The sequence below is a fragment of the Bradyrhizobium sp. 62B genome, from assembly GCF_030272265.2.
Lineage (GTDB): Bacteria > Pseudomonadota > Alphaproteobacteria > Rhizobiales > Xanthobacteraceae > Bradyrhizobium.
Genome location: NZ_CP092842.1, coordinates 18,266 through 40,929, shown reverse-complemented (window position 1 = coordinate 40,929; position 22,664 = coordinate 18,266). Strand labels below are relative to the sequence as shown.

At 60.4% G+C, this 22,664-nt stretch carries 15 protein-coding genes, 1 tRNA gene and 5 pseudogenes; 12 read left to right on the top strand and 9 right to left on the bottom strand.

Annotation, left to right across the window (positions count from 1 at the left end; all coding sequences use genetic code 11):
* Nucleotides 1-251: 251 nt before the first annotated feature.
* A pseudogene (locus tag ML401_RS35125) lies at nt 252-1,172 on the bottom strand (IS3 family transposase); the annotation flags it as partial.
* A 65-nt stretch (nt 1,173-1,237) separates the two neighbouring features.
* On the opposite strand from ML401_RS35125, the gene ML401_RS35120 reads away from it, so the two are divergent.
* A complete protein-coding gene (locus ML401_RS35120; RefSeq protein WP_285813092.1) occupies nt 1,238-2,293 on the top strand; it encodes an IS110 family transposase in 1,056 nt (351 codons plus the stop codon).
* A gap of 238 nt (nt 2,294-2,531) precedes the next feature.
* Here the strand turns inward: ML401_RS35120 and ML401_RS35115 are convergent.
* Nucleotides 2,532-2,795 (bottom strand): annotated as a pseudogene (locus ML401_RS35115) (transposase); the annotation flags it as partial.
* Nucleotides 2,796-3,781: 986 nt separating this feature from the next.
* Nucleotides 3,782-5,296 (bottom strand): ISNCY family transposase, encoded by a 1,515-nt coding sequence (locus tag ML401_RS35110; RefSeq protein WP_285813091.1) that lies wholly within the window; start codon nt 5,294-5,296, stop codon nt 3,782-3,784.
* A 244-nt stretch (nt 5,297-5,540) separates the two neighbouring features.
* Here ML401_RS35110 and ML401_RS35105 point away from each other — a divergent pair.
* Nucleotides 5,541-5,616 (top strand) — tRNA-Ile (locus ML401_RS35105).
* Between the two features lie 252 nt (nt 5,617-5,868).
* Here ML401_RS35105 and ML401_RS35100 read toward each other — a convergent pair.
* Nucleotides 5,869-6,177 carry a hypothetical protein gene (locus ML401_RS35100; RefSeq protein ID WP_285813090.1) on the bottom strand — a complete coding sequence of 103 codons (309 nt, stop codon included), beginning with the start codon at nt 6,175-6,177 and terminating at the stop codon, nt 5,869-5,871.
* Between the two features lie 466 nt (nt 6,178-6,643).
* On the opposite strand from ML401_RS35100, the gene ML401_RS35095 reads away from it, so the two are divergent.
* Nucleotides 6,644-7,015: a hypothetical protein gene (locus ML401_RS35095; RefSeq protein WP_285813089.1), complete on the top strand. Its 372-nt coding sequence runs from the start codon at nt 6,644-6,646 to the stop codon at nt 7,013-7,015.
* A gap of 458 nt (nt 7,016-7,473) precedes the next feature.
* Here the strand turns inward: ML401_RS35095 and ML401_RS35090 are convergent, their stop codons facing one another.
* Complete coding sequence (locus tag ML401_RS35090) at nt 7,474-9,957, bottom strand: S8 family peptidase (RefSeq protein WP_285813088.1); 2,484 nt, start codon at nt 9,955-9,957, stop codon at nt 7,474-7,476.
* Nucleotides 9,958-9,960: 3 nt separating this feature from the next.
* A complete protein-coding gene (locus ML401_RS35085; RefSeq protein WP_285813087.1) occupies nt 9,961-10,935 on the bottom strand; it encodes an AAA family ATPase in 975 nt (324 codons plus the stop codon).
* A 1,239-nt stretch (nt 10,936-12,174) separates the two neighbouring features.
* On the opposite strand from ML401_RS35085, the gene ML401_RS35080 reads away from it, so the two are divergent.
* Together ML401_RS35080 and ML401_RS35075 are read left to right on the top strand one after the other, a co-directional pair.
* On the top strand, nt 12,175-12,753 hold the full coding sequence (locus ML401_RS35080; RefSeq protein ID WP_285813086.1) for a hypothetical protein: 579 nt from the start codon (nt 12,175-12,177) through the stop codon (nt 12,751-12,753).
* A 193-nt stretch (nt 12,754-12,946) separates the two neighbouring features.
* Nucleotides 12,947-14,131, top strand: a pseudogene (locus ML401_RS35075) (IS3 family transposase).
* A gap of 412 nt (nt 14,132-14,543) precedes the next feature.
* Here ML401_RS35075 and ML401_RS35070 read toward each other — a convergent pair.
* Together ML401_RS35070 and ML401_RS35065 are read right to left on the bottom strand one after the other, a co-directional pair.
* Nucleotides 14,544-15,755 (bottom strand): Fic family protein, encoded by a 1,212-nt coding sequence (locus ML401_RS35070; RefSeq protein WP_285813085.1) that lies wholly within the window; start codon nt 15,753-15,755, stop codon nt 14,544-14,546.
* A 456-nt stretch (nt 15,756-16,211) separates the two neighbouring features.
* Nucleotides 16,212-16,593, bottom strand: a pseudogene (locus ML401_RS35065) (MFS transporter); the annotation flags it as partial.
* Between the two features lie 87 nt (nt 16,594-16,680).
* Between ML401_RS35065 and ML401_RS35060 the strand changes: the two are divergent.
* From ML401_RS35060 to ML401_RS35045, 4 genes are all read left to right on the top strand, one after another.
* Nucleotides 16,681-16,824 (top strand): hypothetical protein, encoded by a 144-nt coding sequence (locus tag ML401_RS35060; protein WP_285813414.1) that lies wholly within the window; start codon nt 16,681-16,683, stop codon nt 16,822-16,824.
* A 289-nt stretch (nt 16,825-17,113) separates the two neighbouring features.
* Complete coding sequence (locus tag ML401_RS35055) at nt 17,114-18,127, top strand: SAVED domain-containing protein (protein WP_285813084.1); 1,014 nt, start codon at nt 17,114-17,116, stop codon at nt 18,125-18,127.
* A complete protein-coding gene (locus tag ML401_RS35050) occupies nt 18,124-18,633 on the top strand; it encodes a cyclic GMP-AMP synthase DncV-like nucleotidyltransferase (RefSeq protein WP_285813083.1) in 510 nt (169 codons plus the stop codon). Before ML401_RS35055 ends, ML401_RS35050 begins: the two co-directional genes overlap by 4 nt.
* Before the next feature lie 12 nt (nt 18,634-18,645).
* Entirely contained in the window at nt 18,646-19,485 is an 840-nt protein-coding gene (locus tag ML401_RS35045) for a hypothetical protein (RefSeq protein ID WP_285813082.1), read from the top strand.
* A 55-nt stretch (nt 19,486-19,540) separates the two neighbouring features.
* Here ML401_RS35045 and ML401_RS35040 read toward each other — a convergent pair whose 3' ends face one another.
* Nucleotides 19,541-20,938, bottom strand: coding sequence for a hypothetical protein (locus tag ML401_RS35040; RefSeq protein ID WP_285813081.1), 1,398 nt, complete (start codon nt 20,936-20,938; stop codon nt 19,541-19,543).
* 460 nt (nt 20,939-21,398) lie between these two features.
* Between ML401_RS35040 and ML401_RS35035 the strand changes: the two genes are divergently transcribed.
* The 3 genes and pseudogenes from ML401_RS35035 to ML401_RS35025 all read left to right on the top strand — a co-directional run bounded on the left by ML401_RS35035 (nt 21,399) and on the right by ML401_RS35025 (nt 22,654).
* Nucleotides 21,399-22,109 (top strand): hypothetical protein, encoded by a 711-nt coding sequence (locus ML401_RS35035; protein ID WP_285813080.1) that lies wholly within the window; start codon nt 21,399-21,401, stop codon nt 22,107-22,109.
* Nucleotides 22,043-22,369, top strand: a pseudogene (locus ML401_RS35030) (protein kinase); the annotation flags it as partial. The gene ML401_RS35035 and the pseudogene ML401_RS35030, both read left to right, overlap by 67 nt.
* A 60-nt stretch (nt 22,370-22,429) precedes the next feature.
* Entirely contained in the window at nt 22,430-22,654 is a 225-nt protein-coding gene (locus ML401_RS35025; protein ID WP_285813079.1) for a hypothetical protein, read from the top strand.
* The last annotated feature ends 10 nt before the right edge of the window (nt 22,655-22,664 follow it).

Below are 22,664 nucleotides of genomic sequence, written 5' to 3'. Positions count from 1 at the left end.
GTTCAGCATGACTCTAGCCTGATCGGTCCCGAATATCCCATCACCGACCGACCCGAGCAACGGGCTGCTGCCTTAGCCAGGAGAAAAAAGAGGCGCGTTACCTCACCGGGATCGGAGCCGACGAAACCCAACACCTCTCCGCTCTCTTGGCGCGAACCGTCGGCACATCTTGATCATGCCTTCCTAGCGTTCGGCTGCGTCTCCCCCACCCGCCGAGTGCAAGGGATAATGGCCTTGACCTGCCACTGAAGTCCAGCGGCAGTTGGAGTCTTGGAGTTTTGTACGCCAAGTGGCGCGGGTGGAGCAACGGACGATCGGCGGAGCTGGTCGGGGTTGCGCAGCCGATCGTCCGTTGCGGTGAGGTGGGCGGCGTAGGCCGCGGGTGTCAGGTATTTCAGCGCCGAGTGTGGGCGCCGGAGGTTGTAGTCGGCGACCCAATTGGCGATCTTGGCGCGGGCGTCATCGAGATCGAAGAATAGGGTCTCGTTGAGCAACTCATCGCGCATCCGACCGTTGAAACTCTCGACGAAGCCGTTCTGCATCGGCTTTCCCGGTGCGATGAAGTGCCAATCGATGAGGGTGTCCTTGCACCAGGCGAGCATGGCGTTTGCAGGTGAACTCGGTACCATGGTCGGACATGATCATTCCTGGCCTGCCGCGTCGGTCGACGATTGCCGTCAGTTCGCGGGCCACGCGCCGCCCCGAGATCGGTGTGTCTGGAATGGCGCCCAGGCATTCCTTTGACGTCGTCGACGATGTTGAGAATGCGGAAGCGCCGACCGTTGGCGAACTGGTCGTGGACGAAATCCAGTGACCAGCGTGGGTTGGGCCTCGCCTCGACCAGGATCGGGGCGCGGGTCCACGGCCTTGCGGCGAGCCCGCCGCTTGCGGACGGTAAGCCCTTCCTCGCGATAGAGCCGGTAGATCCGATTGATCCCCGACGGCTCGCCCTCCCGGCGCAGCAGGACGAACAGGCGGCGGTAGCCGAAGCGTCGCCGCTCGTTGGCGAGGTCACGCAGCCGGCCCCGGAGAGCCGCGTCAGGAGGACGGCTGGAGCGATAACGGATCATCTTCCGATCCGCACCCACGATCGAGCAGGCCCGCCGTTCCGACAGGCTCATAGCGGCCTGCAGATGCGCGACCGCAGCGCGCTTGGCGGCGGGCCCTACCATAATGGGATGGTCCGCCCCGTCCTCCTCCCTCATCATAGCAAGGGCAGACAAAAGAGGAGAGTATCATGGCCGATCGCAATTTGCCGCGACCCGCGGCTGTCAATGGAATCGACATTGGCAAGAACCTATTCCACGTCGTTGGCCTGAGCTGCGACGGCACACCTGTTCAGAAAGTTCGCTTTCGACGGGACACCCTTCTTCAGTTCTTTGCGCGCGCACAACCAAGCATAGTTGGCATGGAATCCTGCGCCGGTTCACAGTGGCTCGCCCGGAAGATACAGGCACTTGGTCACAAGGTGCGCCTGATCCGCGCGCAGTTCGTGACGCCCTACGTGAAGTCAAACAAGAACGATATCATCGACGCCGAGGCGATCGCTGAGGCCGCTAGGCGACCGACAATGCGCTTCGTTGCCGTGAAGGAGGAGGACCAAGTGGATCTTCAAGCACTGCATCGAATCCGCGACCAGATGGTCGGCTCGAGGACACGCCTGATCAATCAGATGCGGGCTTTCTGCCTCGAGTACGGTGTACCTTTGCGTCAGGGTGCCGGAATATTCAAACTCGAGTTGCCGCGCGCTTTGAATGACGAAGGAAACGATTTGTGGCCAGTGATGCGTCGCCTGGTGGGCGCTCTCTTCGCCGATCTCCGCCGCCTCGAAGAACGGATCCGCGAAGTGACACAGGAGATCGAAGCGGTCGCCGATCGAGAGGACGTCACCCGCCGGCTGATGACAATTCCTGGTATCGGCGCATTGGGTGCGACCGCCGTACTTGCCGCGATCGGTGATGGGCTGCAGTTTCGCAAGGCCCGCGACCTTGCTGCCTGGCTGGGGTTAGTGCCCAGGCAATACTCGACCGGCGGAAAAGAGACGTTGTTTGGCGTTAGCAAACGCGGCAACCGTTATCTGAGAAAGCTTTTGGTGCATGGCGCGCGATCCTGCTTCCGGCATTTGGACCGGACGCGCGATCGCCTAGGAAGCTGGCTCGACGGGCTCCAGGCTCGGATGCATCTGAACAAGGCCGTTGTGGTCGCTCTAGCCGCCAAGATGGCCCGCATTGTGTGGGTGGTCTTGAACAAGCCCGGAGCACTCTACGAACGCAGAGATCCTGCCTTCGCCTGACGCTTCTGGCTTCGATTGCAAGGCTCGGGAACAGTGATGACGAAACAGTGGATCAACATGCCGTAAGCCCTATGCAAAAAGCGGGCTTCGTGCCCGAACCATTTATTGGGAACGGCGTGCGCGGATCTCATCATGGCCTGGCTGCAACAGCAGTCCACTCGCGAGAGGCCGGATACATTTATGCAACTGGAAGCGTTATTTTTGCTGTTACGAACCCTTGCACGGACGGGGCGGACCATACATTTTTCGAAAGCAGCTCGCGAAGGGCAGCTCGCATCGAGCATCTGCTCGGCCAAAAGCTTCTTCAGCTTCGCGTTCTCTTCCGCCAGAGCCCTCAGCCGCTTGGCCTCGGAGACATCCATGCCGCCGAATTTGGCCTTCAATTGTAGATCGTCGCTTCGGAGATGCCGTGCTTGCGAGCCAGATCGGCCGTCTTCGCCCCGGCCTCAAGCTCCTTCAACACCGTAATAATCTGCTCTTCCGTGAACCGTGCTCGCTTCATCTGTCCGTCCTTTTTCGGGGCGGACTCTAACTCCTTCTGGAGGAAACACTCAGTGGCAGGTCAGCCTGGGTCCACAGTGAGATCTTCCCGATCGCCTCACTCGACCAGGTCGAGTTCGTGCCGGGCCTGCCAAGACCCACTTTCGAGCGGAAGCAGTCACTGCTCGCGTTGGTATGCTTAAGCGATGAAAATTCTCCACTTCAAACAGGTTGGTCCCGACACTCTTTCCAAGAGTGCCGACAATGTCGGCCATAGGCCCGTTAAGTAAATGTTGTCACTCAGCTGACACGAGCCGGGTGAACGTACGACACAAATCAGTAAGAGATTAAACCGTTGTCTGAGATTGCGTCAGCTATCGCCGCGGCTATTCAAGAGCAGAGCGTTGCGGCATTAGCGATCTCTCGAAATGTTCAGCAGCGACCCGCACGGTGTCATCCGACGTAGCCGCGGTCCGCAAAGGGACAAGCGAGACGGGCTCGACTTCTTTCCAAGTGCTGTCTGCACCCCAAGGCAAGCTACTCTCAAATGCCCGCATCTTGAGCGCTTTTCTACGGTGACAGGATACCGGCAGAACTTCCCTGCATTGGTGGGTGCGCGGCGGCGATCAGGGTGAGACTCCGTATTGCCGCAAGTAAAAGTGCTCCCGCTGGCTCGTCCGCTGCCTCATCTTTTTTGCTCCTGGCTTGAAGCGGAGGCGGCCAGGCGTCTCAATGATTGCCGAAGTGGGCCTAAGATGTGCTGGAGTAACCCCATTGTGGTGGCTGTTCGCCATGAGCTTTGCTGACAGAGGCCGGCCTCAAGGCCGGGCGTGCCAGCAAAGCTCATGGTCGTCCGCGGCCTGATCCGCGCGCAGGGGTCAAGGCTCGCGAAGCGACCCGCGTAGCGGGCTTGGCCTTGACGCCGAGCACGGATCAGGCACTCGGCCGCACCGGATGCGAAGATGGTCGCGGTTCGCAGCGCCCGGCTTTTCCTGCGCGAGCCCGGCGTTATTGAGGCGCTACGACGTCGAGGGCGAGCGGCGGCACTTGGGAGGGGCCGAACAGCAGGGCGTTGGCCTGTTCGCTGCGCCAGGTCTTTAGGCGACGCTGTAGCGTGCGCAGAAGTTTTTGGGGATAGACTCCAGGGTATTCTGCCTGCAATCGCGCCAGGAGTTCGCTGCTGGTCCGCCACGGCTCGGCTTCAAACCATTTGCGCAAATCCGGCGTCACTCGAATGAGCGGGTCGGGACGGCGACGGCCTCTTTTTGCTTTGACGATCGGCCGATCTGTCGGCCGGGCGCCGCCCTCCTTCCAGGCGGTTCTCAAGCTCGCCAGGAAAAGGTCGATCGGCTGCGCGATCGCGCCGGGATTCGCGACAGGCTCGGCGTCGGTAAGCGCCGCCAACCGCTCCTGCGTCACTCGGATATCGCGCAACAAGGCGACGGGGTCGAGGCTGACGAAAGTCTCTTGTAAACGGGCGCGAACTTCATCGGACGTGCGCGCGTCGGCGGCTAGCCGTTGATGCGGCGTCGCAGGCGCGCTGTAGGTCTTGTGCACACGGGCGCCGTCGCGCTGCTTGGCGATCAGCTTGAACGACGGTTGGAAGAAGTTCACGAACAGGCGCGCTGAGCGGTAGAGCTGCGCCAGCAGCGTCGCCGCCTCCAAACCCTCGAACCGCCGGTAGCCGACCATCCTGCGCACGACAGCGCCGTTCTTTTGCTCGACGAACGCCTGATCGTTTTTGCGGTACGGCCGGCAGCGCGTGAAAACGATATTGGCCGTGTCGCAGTACGTCTTCAGCGTTTCGTTCATGAGAACGGTGTCATTGTCCGTGTCCAAGCCAAGAAGCGCGAAGGGCAATTGCTTACGCAATTCCGTCAGCACGGTGCTCAGCAGCGTCTGCTCGCGCACGATCAGCGGCGCGCATTCCGTCCAGCCCGTCGCGACGTCAGTGAGGACTAGGGTCTGCACGAAACTGCCGCGCGCCGGTGGGCCGCTGTGGGCGACAAGGTCCGCCTCCACGAATCCCGGTGCCGGATCATTCCAATCCGCTGAAGTCCGGATCGGAATGCTGCGTCGCAGGGCGTGCGCGGCCGGTCGCCGGCGCTGGCGACCAAGCCCTTCCCGAATCCGGCCCAACACCCGGTCGATCGTCGCCGCGCGCATCGAAAGCAGCTTGCCGCGGATCTCGGGAGCAAGGTCAAGATGGCTGTGCCGCTCCATCGCCTCGATCAGCATCGGCATCAAGGCTTTCAACCGCTTGCCGCAAACCCGGTCCGACGCTTCCCAGAGGAGTGCGAGCACATTGCGTTCGGCTTCACCGTAAATCCGGCGCCGGGCCCGACGACCTATTCGCGACCCATCATGGCCCCGCAGCAGCCGCATCGCATGCTTGCGATGATATCCAGTGATATTGACGAACTCATCCAATATCCGCGCCTTCTCCACGCGATCGCCCGATCGGTAGCGTTCGCCCACAGCTGCCGTCAGTTCCTTCCTAGTCGCCATGCTCAGCCGCCTCATCGTCGCCCCCGCCCGCCCGTTTGGTCGGGGAGCAACTTACATGAGGCAACGGCCTATCATTCGGGAGCTTCTACGCTGACGCAATGCGCGCTCTCATCCTGATTGTCGCGCTATAGGTGGGCTTGTTCTATTCGGTGGTTACAAGTTAGGCGGCCTCGACCCATTTGGTATTGCTGAGATGCCGACAAGCCTGTAGACGATTCACACACCCTCGTCAGTCGTCGTTCAGCGGTCGGCCACAGCGGGGCCTGTAGCTCAATGGTTAGAGCCGGCCGCTCATAACGGTCTGGTTGCAGGTTCGAGTCCTGCCGGGCCCACCATTTTGTCCTGCATTATGGGAAGAGGGACTTTTTTGGCCGCTCCTGCTCTGCTTTGGGTTGATGATGTTATGACATGCAGGTATCGATTGTTGCGATCTCCCGCAACCATCTTGCCCTGCAAGGGCTCGACAGACGATTGTTGGTCCCTCGAAGACAAGCCGGCAATCAGCCGAATGTGTTTGAGCGACTGTTCTTCCTCTTTCGAATTTGTTTTTTGCCCGAAGCTATTTTGACGATCCCTGCGAGATCGCCCTACAGGTCGATAAGCAGGCCTTCGCCTTTCTCATCTGGCACCAGCACGATCTTTTCGATCAAGCCACGAATGGTCGCGATCGCTTCTGGGCCGTGGCGCTCATCGCGCATACTCTCGGCAATTGCGAAGCTGACCTTCGATCGACAAAGGGTTTTGCAAATCAATCGAGTAGCGGGCGTAACTTGTTTTGCAAGTAGAATGTCACAACCTGAGAGACCGGTTCCGTTGCACACTTCTGCCAGTCCGATTTGCGCGTCCTTTGCGCGGCGATGGCATTCCACGATTGCGAGAGCGTCGGCTAGGGTCATGTGAACTACCTCATGAAGAAGCCTGTGCGAGCGATATTGAGATGGAGCAGCTCGATGCAAAGTTTCTTGCCTTGCGCGATAAGCTCCGCGTGTTCGAGCGAGAGCTTCAACTGCTTACTCACCTAATGTCGATAGGCTTGGGTACGAAAGACGTACCCTGCGAAAGGTACGAATTCCGTACCGCAACTAGACAAGGCGGATTGTTGATGGCGCGACGTCGAGACGTCCCTTCATTAGGTCTTTATCGGACATCTGAAGGACAAGAATTGTTGAGAAGTTTGCGACCGGTTTACAAAGCGAGCACCAACCGAACGGAGGGTAAGATCGCGAGAGTGATAACGCGCGAAGACCCGACACAAATGGATCGAATCAAACAGGCGCTAATAAGATGGTTCCAACACGGGCAAAAGCGTTTGCTTCAAAGTGACCAGCGGCAGAACGAGTATATTTTCAGCGCTTCGAAGAGATGATGCTTGGTGTTCCTGCTTGTCGCGAAATTATGATGACCCATGCGGCGAGCGATATCCGAGATCGCACGGGAGGTGCGCTGGCAAAGTTCTTTTACGGAGGACACGGCGACGATTCTCGTCCGGAGATGATCGAAAAATTACAGGCGGAGGTCGCTGGAGATTACATGTCGATGCTGTTGATCGACGGGGAAAATCAAAGCTCGTGTACGGTATTGTCGCTACATCATTTCTTTTATCGTATTCCAGGAAAGGAATACATGATTGCTCATGAGTATGTGCACATGAACCGTGCGTGGGTGGGTACCGCAATGGGCCAGCGACGTTCTGGCTTCGCTTTCCGGCCTTGGATGGCACGATACACCGTTTAATGGTGAATCAAGAAGTGCCCTCGGAACGCTCATATGAAGTTCTAGGCCCTGCAGTTTCTCGTGAGCAATCACACGCGCTACTGCGGAGGTTCGATACCCCTAGCTATCGCGAGTTATCGCGGACCTTTATAAACCATGCACCGAAGGAAGATTACCACGTAATCAGACCGTATCGCCGGTCAACCACTCGCCAGACCTGGAGCCTTCCCGCTCCACCGGCACCGAACCATGGAGGACCGTTTAGCCGGTCCAGCGCTACTCGGTGGAGCCTCCAAGCTCCCCGAGACCCCATAGTCACCGTCTTGCCGGTGAAGCACGCGCGGGAGATTTCGCTCTCCCTGCACCCATCGACTAAAGGACGTGTCGTCGCCCTTAGCACCCGCGAGCAGGCCCCGGATCTTTCCCGCTCCACCTGCACCGACCATGGACAAACTCTACGCCCGTTTGATCGGCGGCACTTAAATCGGTGTCTCGACTTCTGCGGCGGGGATATCCACGATGGCCTTGATCGGCGTGTAAAGGTCGACATCGACGTTCGCCGCTTTCAGCGTGACGATAAGCGCGTACCGGCTTTGCTTGTTGACGTATTCTTTCCCAGCCCGGTCGCGCCACCAGCCGTTGACCGGCTTGATGCACAGGGTATCTCGCCCGAGCAGTTCGATGGCCGGTCCTGACCACACGTCACAATGGATCGATCCCGCCGAAATACTGTCAGGTCCAAGCAGCCAGCGATTGTCGTCCGCCTCGACGCGCGGGCCTTTTTTGGGATCCTCGCGTTCTGCCGCGTTTACACGCTTCTTGAATGTGTCGAGCGATTCACCTTTGCGGCGCAGATCAAAGCGCAGGCCGTGCGACTGGTAACGTTGCGGTACGACGTTGGCCGACAGTCCCGGATTTGGTTCCACGAAATACGATAGCGTGATCTTCAATTCGACGGGCTCATTCTCCAGCCGCTCCAGAAGGTCCGCCGGGATCGGCAACGTATAATAATGGCATTCGTTGAACTTGCGCTGCCCGTCCAGCTTGAAAGGTTGAATGTCCGCCTGTGCGATCAAGGCCAAGTGGTTGTTCGCGGATGCAGTCGCCCGGTCGTAGTCCGGGACGCCGTAACCGAACCGTCGTACGAGACCGTAGTTTTCCTTCTTGCCGTCGCTCCCGTCGAATGCATCCAACATCGGCTGCGTCCACTCGGCGCTGTGGACGATCAGGCCGCGCAGGGTCTCTGGCCAGTACTCCGGGTGGTCAGCAGCGAGCATTGCCGCCAGCCGCGCACCTTGCGCCGACGCGGCGCTTGTTGCTTGGAACGGAACCAGCGGTGCACGCGCCGTATCGCTACCGGTCGAGAGCAGAGACAGCGACCCGAAAGTCAGCGCTTCTGTCCGCTTCGGACTGAAAGCGCGGTTACCGGCTTCCATCACCACCTCGGGCTTGAACGGTGCCTTGCCCTGCGGCCAGGTCTCACTCGTCCGACTGTGCGGACTAAGATCGCCTGCCGCCGCCATCGGCGACCAGTCCTCATATCCCTTGTCCCGAACGTCAACGAGGTCGGTGTATCCTCCGATGGTCAGGGCATTCCATGCCTGCGCCGGGTCTTCAATCGGGTAAGTATTCTGCGGCTGGATTTTCGTGGGATCGATTTCGGCGCTGATATTCCCGGCAGCGACCACGATCAGGCGCTTGGGCGCATCTTCTTCGTCGCCAATCATTGATCCGGAGGCCGCCTGATCGATGGCCGCGCTCCAGCTCGACGGCGTTGCACCCGAGACATCTGCATTTGTAACCGCCATGCAGAACACACGCGGACGGGCTGGCGCGGCAATCTCAGGCAAAGCGACGGCAGCTTGCGTCAGGACGCCGTAACTGGCCGGATCGTTTTCACCGAAACCATCGGACGGCAACAACTTGACGGATTCCACGCGGTGCTTGAGTTGACGTTCTGATGCATCGCCCAATGCGGCGGTGAGATCGCCATGTAGAGCCATACCCGCCATCGATGTGCCGTGACCGTCCTCATGCTGGTCATCCACGCCCCAAACGGCATCGAGCGTGTGCAGGTCGGCAACAGCCAGTGCCGGTTCAATCAGCGCGTGGCCGCGATTGACGCCTGTGTCGAACACGCAAACGGCCGGAGCATCATTCCCGGGCCATTGAATGCGTCCAGCCAGGTCGTCGGACCAGGGGTGTTGTTCGCCCCGGACTTCATCGAGGAAGAATGTCGGGTTGTCCGTAGCGCGCCGAAGTTCAGCAATCGCGCCGGTCAGGAAAAGCATAAGCTCAATAGCTGCACGCGGTGCCAGCACCGGGACGACCGTCACGTCCGGGAAGTACAGCCGCCGGTCCTTGTTTGCCGCACGGACTTTCAGGCGCTCACACGCTTCCTCGACCTTCGTCTCCGACTCCGGCCAGCACCACAGCGCCCACCACATCTGGTGCTGTGGGTCCGTCGGCAGCGCTGCCGGGTCGTCGGTCCACACAGTCTCAAGCCGCGCGGCCCGGAACGCCTCAATCGCTTCCACCATCCCCTTGTTGGGCGGGTTTTTTCCTTCTTCGGTCAGCGGACCGTTCAGATAGTCGTCGAGAATTTTGGCGAGAACTTCCTTGGACCCGTCCGGCACAAACACGGCAATCGTCCGGTCATCGCGGTCATTGGCCTTGGCCGCACTCGAACGAATATCGGCCTTCTTGCGATCTAGCGTTTCCGGATCGGTGCCACGCCTCAATTCGACTTCGATAATGGAGGTTGTCGGCGCCGGCAGCCGGTCATCTTTCGGGCGCAGCTCTTCAGCGAGCTTCAGTGCAGCGTCGAGTTCTCCTTGCAGACGGCGGCCATGCTCCTCGCGGATGCGCACGGCAGAACTGCCGCCACCGCCTACGCCGGAGTAGTCCTGCTGCGATTTGAAACGCGTGATTTCAATGTGTGGAAGCGTGAACCGCGACGCCATTTATCATGCGCCTTTCGACTCCATGAACGCGCTGCGCATGATGTGACGCTCACGCAGGCGGTCGAGAATATCATTCGTCGTCAATTCGATGCGTTCGTCCAAAATAGCGGTCTTCACCGCGTCGTCAGTGGCGCGGACGATCTCGGACTGGCTGAGGTCTTTCGCCGCCTGAACGATTGCTTTCCAGTTCGGCTTTTCAATTTTCATCTTGCCGAGATTGGCACAGATCAGCTTGCGGATTTGTTCTGCTGTCGGTGCATCGAACTCAAGCACCTGATCGTACCGGCGCAGCAAAGCGCGGTCGAGCAGCTTAGGATGATTGGTAGAACAAATGATAACGCTGTCCGTCGAATTACCCTCTTCCATAAATTGGAGGAAGGAGTTCAAGACGCGGCGCATCTCTGCCACATCGTTGCTGGCTGTTCTGTGACCGCCGACAGCATCGAACTCATCGAACAGATAAACGGCGCGGCGCTTCGCCGTTTCGTCGAAGATGAGGCGCAGCTTTGATGCCGTCTCGCCCATGTAACGGGTAATCATTGAGTCGAGACGGATGACATACAGTGGCAGGTGAAGTTCTCCCGCCAGCGCTTCGGCTGACATGGTCTTGCCAGAACCAGGCGGGCCGACGAACAACAAGCGACGGTTCGGTGTCTTGCCGTGCTCGCGCAGCCAATCGCGCTTGCATTGCTGCCGCAACACATCATCGATGCGGGCGACCAAACGCTCATTCAGGACGACGTCTTTCAGGTTGAAGCGCGGCACACGATTTTCAAGGAGTCCTTCGAGACTGCCTCGCGGCGTCGAAAACGGAATAGCTACCGACTGGCCGCGCCCATGGCGTGCACGTGCCTTGTCGATTTCGGCGCGCAGCTCATCCGCAATCTGCCTATGTCCCTGACGCGCTTCCGCCGCGGCGACCTGCAACGCAATCGAATAGAACGCGTCCTCGTTGCCTTCGGCGCGGCTGCGGATCATTGCGAGTATTTGCTTTGCGTTAGACAAGGGGTAGCCTTTCGTTGCCACGAATCTTATACCACTCCGCCATGATGATGAATGAATTTCTGAGTTTTACCTTGGGAAAGACGTTAAACACCCTGTGGCCGGGGCGTTTTCGGGATTCGACTTTGGTAAGGCAAGGGGCGGTCATACACGTATCACCTCCCTCCCAAGGGGTCGTGTATCGCGGTGAAATGTGGTCACGCCACAGCTTCCAAAACCCGCTCCCTGCAACCGTGGTTAAGACAGCGCGCCACGTCCGTAATACGCATTAGGGCCACAAGAGCTTTGCTCTGGCATCGAGCCGAACGGTCGCGTCAAAGACCGTATCACCGATCAATTACATGTCTGCCTTGGAGCTTCCCGCTCCACGGCCCCGCCGTAGGACCCCGTCCAACGCTCCTCAGGGCAGCCTTTTGCTCCCCGACCGCCGCGCCATCGCTCCGTCGTTAGAGCGTCGGTCGCGTGGGCGAACCCTGTATGACGAGCGAAGGCTTCCGCGCGTCCCCATACTACCCTAAATATGGGATATGCACGACCACACGCCAGAGCCCGACAACACCGGACGTCAGCCTACGCCATCGCAATACATGCGGCAGCGGCGCCCCACCTATTCTCGGACACTAAAAAGACGACCGAAATCGCGCTCACCCGCGAAGTTCTTTCTCACCACCTCGAAACCCTGACCAAGCAGAAGGCGGAAACGGTCTTCGAAGGATTCGCAAAACGCCTTGCGGAACGGTTTGTTGCCCCGAACCTTCGTCCGCAAACGGGGCCGACCGGCGACGGCGACGGGAAGACGGATTCCGAAACCTATCCCGTTGCCCAGGAAATCGCGGAGCGCTGGTTCGTGGCCGATCAAGCGGCTGCCGCCACGGAGCGATGGGCCTTCGCGTTTAGCGCAAAGGCGGATTGGCGAGGTAAAGTCCAGTCCGACGTAAAGGGCATCGTAGGAACCGGTCGTGGTTACCCTCGCATCTATTTCATTACGAACCAGTATGTCCCAGCAAACAAAAGCGCCGAGGTTCAGGACAACCTCGAAAAGGACTTAGGCGTACCAGTCACGATTTTGGACCGAACATGGATTCTCGAGTGCGTTCTTGACCGAGGAGGCTTGGACATTGCGCAAGAATGTCTCGGTGTCGGGACTCAATTTGACGCAACCGTTCTTGCCCGCGCGATCTCAAGCGACAAACGGAACTCGATGCGCTGGAAAAGATGCTTGCCGACAGCACGGCGTATCAAGGGCGCGCTCCCGTTATCGCAGACGATGCACTACGCGCAGCGACGCTCGCACGGGGAATTGAAAAGCCACGCTACGAGGTCGATGGGCGTTTTGATCGAGCTGTACGGCTGGCCCGCGAGCATGGGTCTACGAACCAGCATCTCGCGGCGGTTTATGAGTGGGCTTGGACCTCGTTCTTTTGGCTCGAGGATGCCCTCAAAGTCAGCGACCTTTACGATCAGGTCGAAAAGCTGGCTATTGGTTCTCAAGACGCCGATGATCTTGAAAGGCTGAGCAATCTTCTGCCGCTGCTGGTCAATGCACTCCATCAAGAAATGCTACAACCCGAACTTGCCGCCATCGAACGCCGCCGCGCGGCTCTGACGAAGGCTCTCGAGGCGGCAAAGGATGACACGGTCCGTCCAAACAACTCACTTCACGCGCACGCTCTTTTGTTAATGACACACGTCGCCACGATCAGTGCTGGGGACGACCCCGCCAAGCTCGATCAAATATGGCAAGAGTTTACTTCCGTCCGATCAGTCTCACGGACTGGGGACTTTCCCGTTTGAACCTATAGCGCGAGCGCTCACCGGTCTTGGCGATCTCGTGCCCGAAAGCCCTGCGTTCGACGAGCTATATGAAATGCTCTCGGATGCGCTCGGGGAGCGTCAAAAGGAGGGGACGGCAGCTAAACTGAATGACCTTGCCCCATGGGCTTAATCCAGTTTGAAGTTCGTTCTGGCCCACGACAAGGACCAGAGCATGAAGCGCAGCCGCTTTTCGGAAGAGCAGATCATCGGGATTTTGAAGGAGCAGGAGGCCGGCGTTTCGGTTGCCGACCTGTGCCGCAAGCACGGCGTCAGCGACGTCAGCATCTACAAATGGAAGGCGAGGTTCGGCGGTATGGAGGTGTCGGAGGCCAAGCGGCTGAAGGCACTGGAGGATGAGAACTCGCGGCTCAAGCGGTTGCTGGCGGATGCCATGCTCGACAATGTCGCGCTGAAGGACTTGCTGGGAAAGAAATGGTGACGCCCGCGGGGAAGCGGAAAGCTGTCGCCCATCTCATGGATGCGCACGGGATGAGCGAACGGCGTGTAAAACCATCGGCGGCTGCCGCATGACTATGAGATACAAGACGATCCGGACGGACGATGGCGGCCTTCGCCAGCGTATGAAGGCGATCGCTCACGAGCGCCGCCGCTTCGGCTATCGGCGGGTGCATGTGCTGCTCAAGCGGGAGGCTACAGGGTAAACCACAAGAAGCTGTTCCGGCTATACCGGGAAGAGAAGCTTGCAGTGCGCCGCCGTGGCGGCCGCAAGCGCGCTATCGGGACCAGGGCGCCAACGACGGTGCCGATGGCGCCGAACGACCGCTGGTCGCTCGACTTCGTGTCGGATCAGCTGACCTGCGGCCGCCGCTTCCGCGTCCTCACCGTGGTCGATGACTGCACCCGCGAGTGCTTGGCGCTGGTCGCCGATACCTCGCTCTCCGGCATCCGCGTGGCGCGGGAACTGGACCGGCTGATGTTCGAGCGCGGCAAGCCGAAAATGGTGGTCAGCGACAACGGCAGCGAGCTGACCAGCAACGCCCTCCTGAAATGGGCGGATCAGAGCCACGTCGCATGGCACTACATTGCGCCAGGCAAGCCCATGCAGAATGCCTTCGTCGAGAGCTTCAACGGCCGGCTGCGGGATGAATTGCTGAACGAGACGCTGTTCACGTCACTGGCCCAGGCTCGCGTCGCACTCGGATGCTGGCGGGCCGATTACAACGATGCACGGCCACACTCGCAGCTCGGATGGAAGACGCCCTCCGAGTTCGCCTTCACCTGCCACCCGCGCCGGGATCTGGCGCTGCGCTATGCCGAAAGCTCCGCGCCAGCTCCCGTCGCTACCACCGCCCAACTGGGCAAATCCAACTGCCAGGGCGAACTCAAGATTGGATAAAACTTGGGGGCAAGGTCAGGGGCTTTTGAGCCGCTCGCCGGAGGCACTCGGCCTCGGTCCCGCCGTACCGGCGTCGCTATCACTGCCCTCGGTCCGGGTTCCTTCTTAACCGGTCTCGCGGCCGCACTCGGTCCCGCGTCCCGCCTTCGGCGGCGCTATGCTGACGCTCCTGCGGGTGCCTTATTCCTTCTGATCTTCGAGGGGCGTGCCGCCCCTGCCGTCAAGGTCAAGCCCTTACGGGCGGAAAGCGTCGGCCCGTGTCGTCGCTGCGCTCCAGCCCGCGCCAGCCTCCGCTTCCGGCCTATGACGGCTAACCCCCGCTCATTGCCGCGTGGCTAGTCGGTTGCATGTGCAACCCAAAAACCATGAGAGGCAAATATGGATGACATCAAACTTGCAGACCTGCACCAGTTCACCGGCACAGAGCAGTGGTATCGGCATCGGCGATGATGGGCTCTTCGCCGAAGGGACGGTTGATGATAGCGAGAGCTTCGGGAGAGGCGTAGATCCGGTTTCGCGCATAGCCGGTCCTCTCTAGCAGAATGCCGGCTTCCTGCAATTGCGCGATGGCCTGATTTACTTGCGCAGGCGACACATCGAGCAGTTGGCCGAGGCGCTTCGCCGTCACGACCGGATAGTTGTGAAGTTGATCGAGGGCGCGGATGGCCGCGGAGCCCTTTCGGAATTTTCGGCGCTCCCTCCAGCGCTCTGACAATTCCGACAGTGCCGTCCGAGTGCGGATGAGTTCTTCGACGGTGCCGGTTACGGCGTCGGCCATGAAAGTGATGATCGGCTCCCAGTCGAGCCGCTGTTGAGCGTCTTTGAGCGACGCGTAGTACGTGCCCTTCTTGCTTTCGATGTAAGGGGAAAGGTACAGAGGCACGTGCTTCTCCGCCGCCATCATGAGCGGAAGCAGAAGGCGGCCGACGCGTCCGTTACCATCGCGGAACGGGTGTACCGCCTCGAAATGGGTGTGCGCGATCGCCATGCGCGTGATGAACCCTTGCGTCATCTGCTGCATGCCCTCGTTCCGCAGGTAGTCGACGGTTTGGGCGAGGCAGTCGGGAACGGCATCAGGAGGCGGAGGATTCAGGCTGGAATATGCGATGTCTTTGTTTCCACCGATCCATACGACGCGCGTACGCAGGTCGCCGGGCACGTCCTGATAGTCGGGATCGTCTTTCATCACGGCGCGATGGAGATCCTTGATCAGGTCCATGGTGAAGACGCTGTAGCCGTCCTTTGCGGCTCTCGGGATGAATCCGTCCAAGGCAACGGCGTAGTTGCGGACTTGGCGCGCTTCGTCCCGTGCTCCGTCGTCCCCCGTCTCTTCGACGGAAAGCAGTTCGTCGAGAGTGCTCTGGGTACCTTCGATCGACGAGGAACTGACTGCCTCGCGTCTGGTAAGGACCCGGCTGACGATGTAGGCGTCCTTCATCTGGGCGGCGATGGCGTCCACCTTGCCAAAGGCCGCTTGCGCGGCTTCCAAGGGTTTCACCGCCCCGCCGACGAACACGCCCTCCTCCGGGGGTGCCGGCGGGACGATCCCGTAGTGTGAGTCGTAGGGCGGCGGAAGCCGCTTCAGGGTCTCGCGGATCGTATGACTGAGATCGCTACGCTTCATGGGAACCCAAAACAAGAGATCGTTTGGTGCAGTATATTTTGGGTTCCCGCAAAAAACCATAACACAGCGCGATCGCGGGTCGGCTTATTTTGGCTTTCAGGACCAGACTAGCGTTCCAACGTTAGGTTCCATTAACCATGGCCCCGGGGTCGACCTCCCTGGCATGTTGATGGGGACCGCCATGACCCGGCCGTTCTCGTCGGCGAAAACGGCCCGCCGGGCACCTCCCAGACAAAGCACTCACCGGCCAACGGTCGCCTTGTCCGGCGCGCTCCCAGGTGGTCACGCTGTTGACCATCGCTCTCGGCAGCGCGTCCGGATGATGAGAGCCTTGCCGGTCGAGGGAGAGGTCGGCACCCGTTCTTCGAGGAGCTTTGAGAACACCTCTGGTGACCAGAGCGGCAACTGCAGATGTTTACTCCGCCGCAGCGACCACGTTCTCCGCGTTACGCCGACCGCCAGCAGCATCAACGCGACCAGGGCGGAAAGACTGAGACCGGCCGATACCATGACTACGCCTCGGCCGAGGGGCTCGATCAACAGTCCGAACCCCAGCGGGGCCAGCGCCTGAGCGATGCGCGAAGGCGCTCCGATGAGCCCAAGCCGATAGGCATAGTTCTCAGGCCCGAAGATGGCCAACGGCAGCGTTCCGCGCGCGATCGTGAGGATGCCGTTGCCGGCGCCGTGCAGCAGGGCGAAGGCCGCTGCGGCGCCGCCGCCGAACAGTCCGATGACACAGGCACCGATAGGGTGCGTGATGCAGGCGAGCCGGGTTGAGACGAGCGGGTGGAAGCGGGCTGGCCTCCATGACGCGGGCGGCGACCTGGGCGGGCCCGATCCACCTTGCCATCCTGGTGCGGGGGCCGGCCTCCTCCGTTCGTCGCGCGACGGCCGCACCATCATCTACAGGTCCGACGTCGAGGGTATGCGTTCCGTGATCGCCTTCCTGGTCAACGACTGCTGCGATGGCCATCCGGAGCTCTGCAAGCTCGTCGCCGCCGATGCTGCGGCGTGCTGCGCGCCGGCGAAGAGCAAGCCAGCGAAGAAGGCGGTCAAGCGGAAGAGCTGATCGCGAACCTAGACGCTCTGGAGTTGGCAGTCCACCCCCTCCGGGCTGTTCGGCGCTCCCGCAGCTGCCAGTGCGCCCACGAACATCGGTTCGGGTTCGGCGGCCACAGCGTCGCCGGGGTGGCCCGGGGTCGCCCTGAGGGGTTGATGCTCGGACAGCAACATCTTGTTGAAGTTGCGCTGATTATCCGGTCATCACTCTGGTTGATTCCGCCGGCCTCCATTACATGCATATCCCATGAAAGCCATGTGGGACCCACCTGAAGGGTTTGTTCGGGGGCGAGGAAGGGATGCCGCTGCACGGCAAGATCGCCCTGCCGCTGGTCGCCGTCGGCGTCGCGCTCCTGTCCCCCGGATGGAAAGATGCGGGGCTCGCCTATCTGAACAAGTCCTACGGCCTGGGGCCGTCGCTTGACGCTCCCTGGTGGGCGGGCGCGGTCTGCATCGTCCTCGCGGTCGTGGTCTTTCTCGTCGGGCATCTGACATCGTCCCGAAAGCCCACCGGGCAATTCGTCGCCATCCGTCATCAATCCTTCCAGCCGCTCACCGGGCCGCTTCCTCCGGAAGCGTTGCCGCGCAAGATGTGCGGACGGAAGATCGTCACGTACGACTGCGACCAGTCCAACTTTCTCAGCCTTGGCGCGTTCGACCCGATCGGTGCGGTCAGGCAGCAGCAGCGGATGATCACCGAGATCGCCGGCATCCTGAAGGCCGATTCCTCGGCGGCCCTCGGTTACTACGGGATCGTGCATATTCCTCTCCAGTTGCTGGCGGGATGCGGCGTGTCGTCCTTTCCGCAGGTCGCTCTTTTCGACCTTCACCGTGAAACGAGCACCTGGCGCGAACTACAGGCGGGAGCCGGTCCTGACCTCGCCGTGAAGACGGCACGAACGATCGATCCTCCTCATCCCATCGCCTGCGTGATCCGCGTGGAGGTGAGCTACGCCGTGCGGTCGGACGACGTCGCCGAGGTCGTCGCCGGCCCCTACCGCGATTATTCCATTTCGATCGGCAAGCCGGGCATCGACAAGGTCACGCACTACGGCCAAGTCGAGCAGATCAGCGGGGCGTTCCGGAGTGTTCTCGACGAGATTCACGGCGAGCTTCCCAGTAATCTCGTCGTTCACGTCTTCTACTCGGGTCCGGTCGGGCTTGGCTTCACCCTCGGCCGCCGCATCAACAGGACGATCCACAACCCGGTGGTCGTCTACAACTATACGGCCAACACCAAGCCCGCCTATGCGTGGAGCGTCGAAGTCACGAAGGAAGGCAGGCCCGAAGACATGGTGGCCGTATACAAATGACCATGTTCGACCTGAGCGCCGATCTCCAGATCTTCTACGACAAGCACGTCCGGCTCGGCACGGATCGCCGAAAGAAGCTCGCCGGCCACCGGGATCTCAACATCGTCCGGCTGAAGAATGGCCTCGACAACCTGGCGGAGGAGTCGAAGCGCCCGCACCCGTACGATTGGCAGAACCAGGGTGGATACGCGATGCACACCCTCAATCAGGATCCGCGGGACGACAACGACTACGACATAGACGTGGCGCTGCTGTTCGAGCGTTCGGCGCTTCCGGAGGACCCCCGCGCAGCCCGCCAGCGCGTCGCCGACGCACTCTGCAAGCGCTGCACCAACTTCACTCAGGAGCCGACGGCGCGCACCAACGCGGTCACCGTGTGGTACGCCGAAGGTTACCACATCGACTTCGCCGTGTACCGGACCTATGCCGACGACTTCGGTCGCCAGAGAATCGAACATGCCAGCACCGAGTGGAAGGAGCGCGATCCGCAGGAAATCAACAAGTGATTCCAGAACGCGGTGAGCACCAAAAGCCCGGCCGTCGGCCTCTTGACCAAGGTCGGGGAAGGACAACTTCGGCGCATCGTGCGCTTCCTGAAGTGGTTCACGCGGTCGCGCCCGTCGTGGAGCCTTCCCGTCGGCCTGATCGTCTCCACCTTGGTCGTCGAGTGCTACAGACCCAGTTTCGACCGCGACGACGTGGCGCTGTACGACACGCTCGTTGCGCTCCGAAACCGCCTCGCCGCCGACACGACGGTTTACAATCCCGCCGACCGCACGGAGTTCACGGCCAACTCCGAAATAGCCAACCAGGTAAAGAGGTTCAAGGACCAACTGGACATGGCCGTCGGGAAGCTTGCTGCGCTGTTCGAGAAGGATTGCGACCGGACCGGGGGCCGCAGCGCGTGGGACTGGGTCTTCGTCCAGGGCTTCTGGGGCGACAAGGAGGTTGCCAAGGTCGCCTTGGACGAAGCCCTCGCGAGCGGCGGTCTGCCGACTGCCTACTTCGTCAAGATCCGATGCGATCTCGCGAGGACGGAGGGAAGCAAGACCTACAAGCGCTATGAAAGCGGCTCGTCCGTGTTGGCGAAGAACGTCGCCCTGAAATTCACCGTCGAGTCGACCAACGTGCCGCCTCCCTACAAGATCGTCTGGCACGTGGACAACCATGGAGACGAAGCGGCCGAAAACAAGCAACTGACGTGGGAAACGCCGCCTTCCGACAGCTTCGAGAAGTGGACCAGCACGGCCTTCAAGGGTTCGCACCGCATGATCTGTCGCATCGTCAAGGACGGCCGTGTCCAAGCGGAGACTTCGCACATCGTCAATTTCGCGCCCGGACGCTGGTGGAGACGGTAGGGTACGCAGGGAGCAGCCTCTCCTGAACGCGCTCAAGATTGGCGGCAGATCGCGTTCACCACTCCCACGCCAAACGATAGATCCAGTTCTGCGACGGCTTGGCGATATTCCACACGATCGAGTGCCCGTCTGCGCTTTTTTCAGCAGTCGGCTCGTTCACCAGATGGTTCTCGGGGGTCTCGCTGCGGGGATAGGCTGCTCGTTGGAACGAGCCGAATGTTTTGCTGGACGAGCGAACCTCCAACCGGATGCTCTGTGTCGGAAATTGCACGGGGATTCCGATCCACCAAGTTTCGGGCGTCAGGAAGACATTCCAGTAGACGGAGTCCACCCTGACGTCGAACCATTCACCGACCGGTTCGTTCGACACGTCTATGAGCACGTCGTACAGCCGGGGGATCGGGCGCCACTGGATCAGCGGTCGTTCGGACGCATCTCTGACTGTGTACCTATGCGTGCTCGAGGCGAACTCCGGTTTGACTTCGCCGGTGACCGCTCGTCTCATCACGAAGGTTCTGATGTCGTCTCGCAGGCGCTTCAACTTGTAGCGATCGTGCCAGACGGTTTTGGAGGTAGGAACTGACAGGGCCTCCTCGGGCACAGGCTTCCAATCGGATAGATCGACGACGCGGTCGTGATTGAATATCTCGAATCCCACTTGGGGCAGCGGTGGCGGAGGGGGCGGCGGTATGATCAGCCGCATCACGAACATCGCCAACGCCAACGCCATCGCCGCAGCGAGGATGTACTTGATCTTGAAGATGGAGATGAGCCTCACCCATAGTGGGGGGATCTCCGCAGGAACATCTCCGTCTTCGACGTTCTCCTTGTCCTTTCTCTCGAGAACTTTGACCCATCTGTCCTCGCAGAACTTGGCATTCAGAAAATAGCCGTGGCCAGCGCCGTTGTAGTATCTGTCCCGGACTCCGGGCCGTTCGAACCCGTAGGTGCCTGCCGAGCCGTATCCGGTGGTCACGCTCTCGGCCAACGCAGGCCACGGGTCGGCCGTGCCGACCTCGTTGACGATCGATCCTTCGTAGCGATCGTCAATCTGCTCGAACGGGAACTTACTTTGAACCACGCTGCCGCAGAAGATGACCCGGCATAGCTGAAGGTTGAACTGGCGCCTCAGCAGCGACGCGACGATGTAAGTGCCGAAGCTGTGCGCGATGATGGATACTCGCTTGCCCGGGTGCAGCCTGAGGGCGTGCTGAATCTGGATCCAGACGTCGTCGATAGCCTTTTGCCTGAAGTAGGAAATGGGCAGCAAGAATTCGATCAGGTTCATCCTGCCGTAGTTCGTCGGCTCCACGGCGAAGCCGGCTTTTCTGAGAGGAACCGCGACCTCAGACTTCCATCGTGCGATGTCGCGCATTCCGTGAACGAGAATGACGAGATGGTTCTTTGGCGGCGCAGCGATTTCTACGGCGTCTTCGGTCACAGGAATCACCATTCATGAAATCAACGGGGCGAGTACAGATGGTCTTCAACCTAAGGCAATCGTGGGCGTCTGGCGATCGTCATGACTGCAGTGCCGCTGGGCCGACCCTTTCTCGCAAGTCTCGGAACGACAGGAAAACTTAAGGCAGGTCAGTTTCCATGCAGCAAATCGCCCTATAAAGCCCAACTTTGAGGGGCAGACATGTACACATCCGAAATGATCCAATACGGCACGCTGAAGAAGGGGCCCGAAGCGCCCCTGCAGCGGGTCGTGGAAAGGACAGCTTCTGGACCTGTTTCCGCAGCAGGATCGGCTGGTATGGCGCGCGGGCTCGGCGCCGGTCGGCGCCGGCAAACCCGACATCATACTCGCCGGCTGCTCACCCGAAGTGGTCGCCCTCGACCACAAGGACGCCCGCGCCCGAGCGCTCCTCGCCTATCTGAGGATGGCCTGCAAGGCGAAGCTTGAGACGATGTCCTCCAAGCTCGGCTACGACGCCAACTCGGTCAGGCGGTCGATCGAGGGCCTCGTCGAGGCCGGCATCGTCCTCCCCGAGAACGGCAACTTCTCGATGGCAGCGCCATGGCGATCGGTGCTTCCGGAGATCGTGACCGTCGAGGCAAAGGTCGGCGATTGGCCGCGCGCCCTCAACCAGGCAGTGCGGTTCGAAATCAGCTTTTCGCTCACCGGTGCTTCGTCGCGCTCCCCTCCAACGTGGCCGCGCGCGCGAAGACGGACGAAATGTTCGGACAATACGGAATCGAGATTCTCTCGGTTGAAAATTGTGACAGTGTTCGCGTCCTTAGACACGCAAGGCGCGCAACACCAAGGATCTGGCTGTATTACTACCTTATCGCGAGTCTTGCCGCTGAATATTTCAACGGAGCTCGCGGTGCCGTTTGTAGTCGACATTGATAATGCCAAAGCCGATTTCCCCGATTTCGAGTTCGTCTCGGCACTGACTCCCAGCGAACAGAAGGCAGCCTTCCACGTACGGCGCGGCGGCGACGACCTCTGCCTGAAAATCATCGCCCCGAACCACTCACTTGATCGGGCGCAGCGGGAGGTCGCCACCATGCAGGAGATCGACCACCCGAACGTGGTGAAGCTGATCGAGTACGTCTTCAGCTCCAAAGGCGCCGGCGATCCACTACATGGTCGAGGAGTTCATCCGCGGACGTGATCTCGCCCAGGAAATTAGGCCCGGGGTATCGCTGGCCACTGGACCAGATCAAGACGGTGTTCGGGGAGCTTTGCGATGGTTTGTCCGAGCTGAGACGCCGTAACATCGTCCACCGCGACCTGAAGCCCAACAACATCCGCGTCCGAGACAGCGGCAGCCCGGTCATCATAGATTTCGGCCTCGCCCGCATGCTCGATCTCGACAGCCTCACCCGGACCGGCATGAAGGTCGGAACGCCCCTGTATTTTTCGCCGGAGTAGTGCATCGGCGACAAGCACGGCATCGACCACCGGACAGACCTGTACGCGGTCGGAGCCATCATGTTCGAGGCCGCCACCGGCAAGCACCCGTCCCACACGGCAGGAATGACCGAGGACGATTTCTATCGCGCCGTATGCGAAGGCGTGAAGATCGCCGGCGATGCGGACTTTTCGGCGCTGCCGGGCGGCCTGAAGATCATCATCAGCCGACTGCTGGAGAAGGAGAGGTCGCGCCGTCCCGTGAGCGCCGAGCTCGTCGCCAAACTGCTCCGGAGCGTCCAGTGATGAGGCGGGG

Bases quoted from the DNA above. Each gene is read 5' to 3' on its own strand.
- ML401_RS35100 (WP_285813090.1), bottom strand. From the start codon at position 6,177: ATGACCCTAGCCGACGCTCTCGCAATCGTGGAATGCCATCGCCGCGCA.
- ML401_RS35110 (WP_285813091.1), bottom strand. From the start codon at position 5,296: ATGAGGCGGCTGAGCATGGCGACTAGGAAGGAACTGACGGCAGCTGTG.
- ML401_RS35055 (WP_285813084.1), top strand. From the start codon at position 17,114: ATGCCGCTGCACGGCAAGATCGCCCTGCCGCTGGTCGCCGTCGGCGTC.
- ML401_RS35090 (WP_285813088.1), bottom strand. From the start codon at position 9,957: ATGGCGTCGCGGTTCACGCTTCCACACATTGAAATCACGCGTTTCAAA.
- ML401_RS35040 (WP_285813081.1), bottom strand. From the start codon at position 20,938: ATGGTGATTCCTGTGACCGAAGACGCCGTAGAAATCGCTGCGCCGCCA.
- ML401_RS35025 (WP_285813079.1), top strand. From the start codon at position 22,430: ATGTTCGAGGCCGCCACCGGCAAGCACCCGTCCCACACGGCAGGAATG.
- ML401_RS35060 (WP_285813414.1), top strand. From the start codon at position 16,681: ATGCGTTCCGTGATCGCCTTCCTGGTCAACGACTGCTGCGATGGCCAT.
- ML401_RS35095 (WP_285813089.1), top strand. From the start codon at position 6,644: ATGATGCTTGGTGTTCCTGCTTGTCGCGAAATTATGATGACCCATGCG.
- ML401_RS35120 (WP_285813092.1), top strand. From the start codon at position 1,238: ATGGCCGATCGCAATTTGCCGCGACCCGCGGCTGTCAATGGAATCGAC.
- ML401_RS35050 (WP_285813083.1), top strand. From the start codon at position 18,124: ATGACCATGTTCGACCTGAGCGCCGATCTCCAGATCTTCTACGACAAG.
- ML401_RS35035 (WP_285813080.1), top strand. From the start codon at position 21,399: ATGTCCTCCAAGCTCGGCTACGACGCCAACTCGGTCAGGCGGTCGATC.
- ML401_RS35085 (WP_285813087.1), bottom strand. From the start codon at position 10,935: ATGATCCGCAGCCGCGCCGAAGGCAACGAGGACGCGTTCTATTCGATT.
- ML401_RS35070 (WP_285813085.1), bottom strand. From the start codon at position 15,755: ATGAAGCGTAGCGATCTCAGTCATACGATCCGCGAGACCCTGAAGCGG.
- ML401_RS35080 (WP_285813086.1), top strand. From the start codon at position 12,175: ATGCTTGCCGACAGCACGGCGTATCAAGGGCGCGCTCCCGTTATCGCA.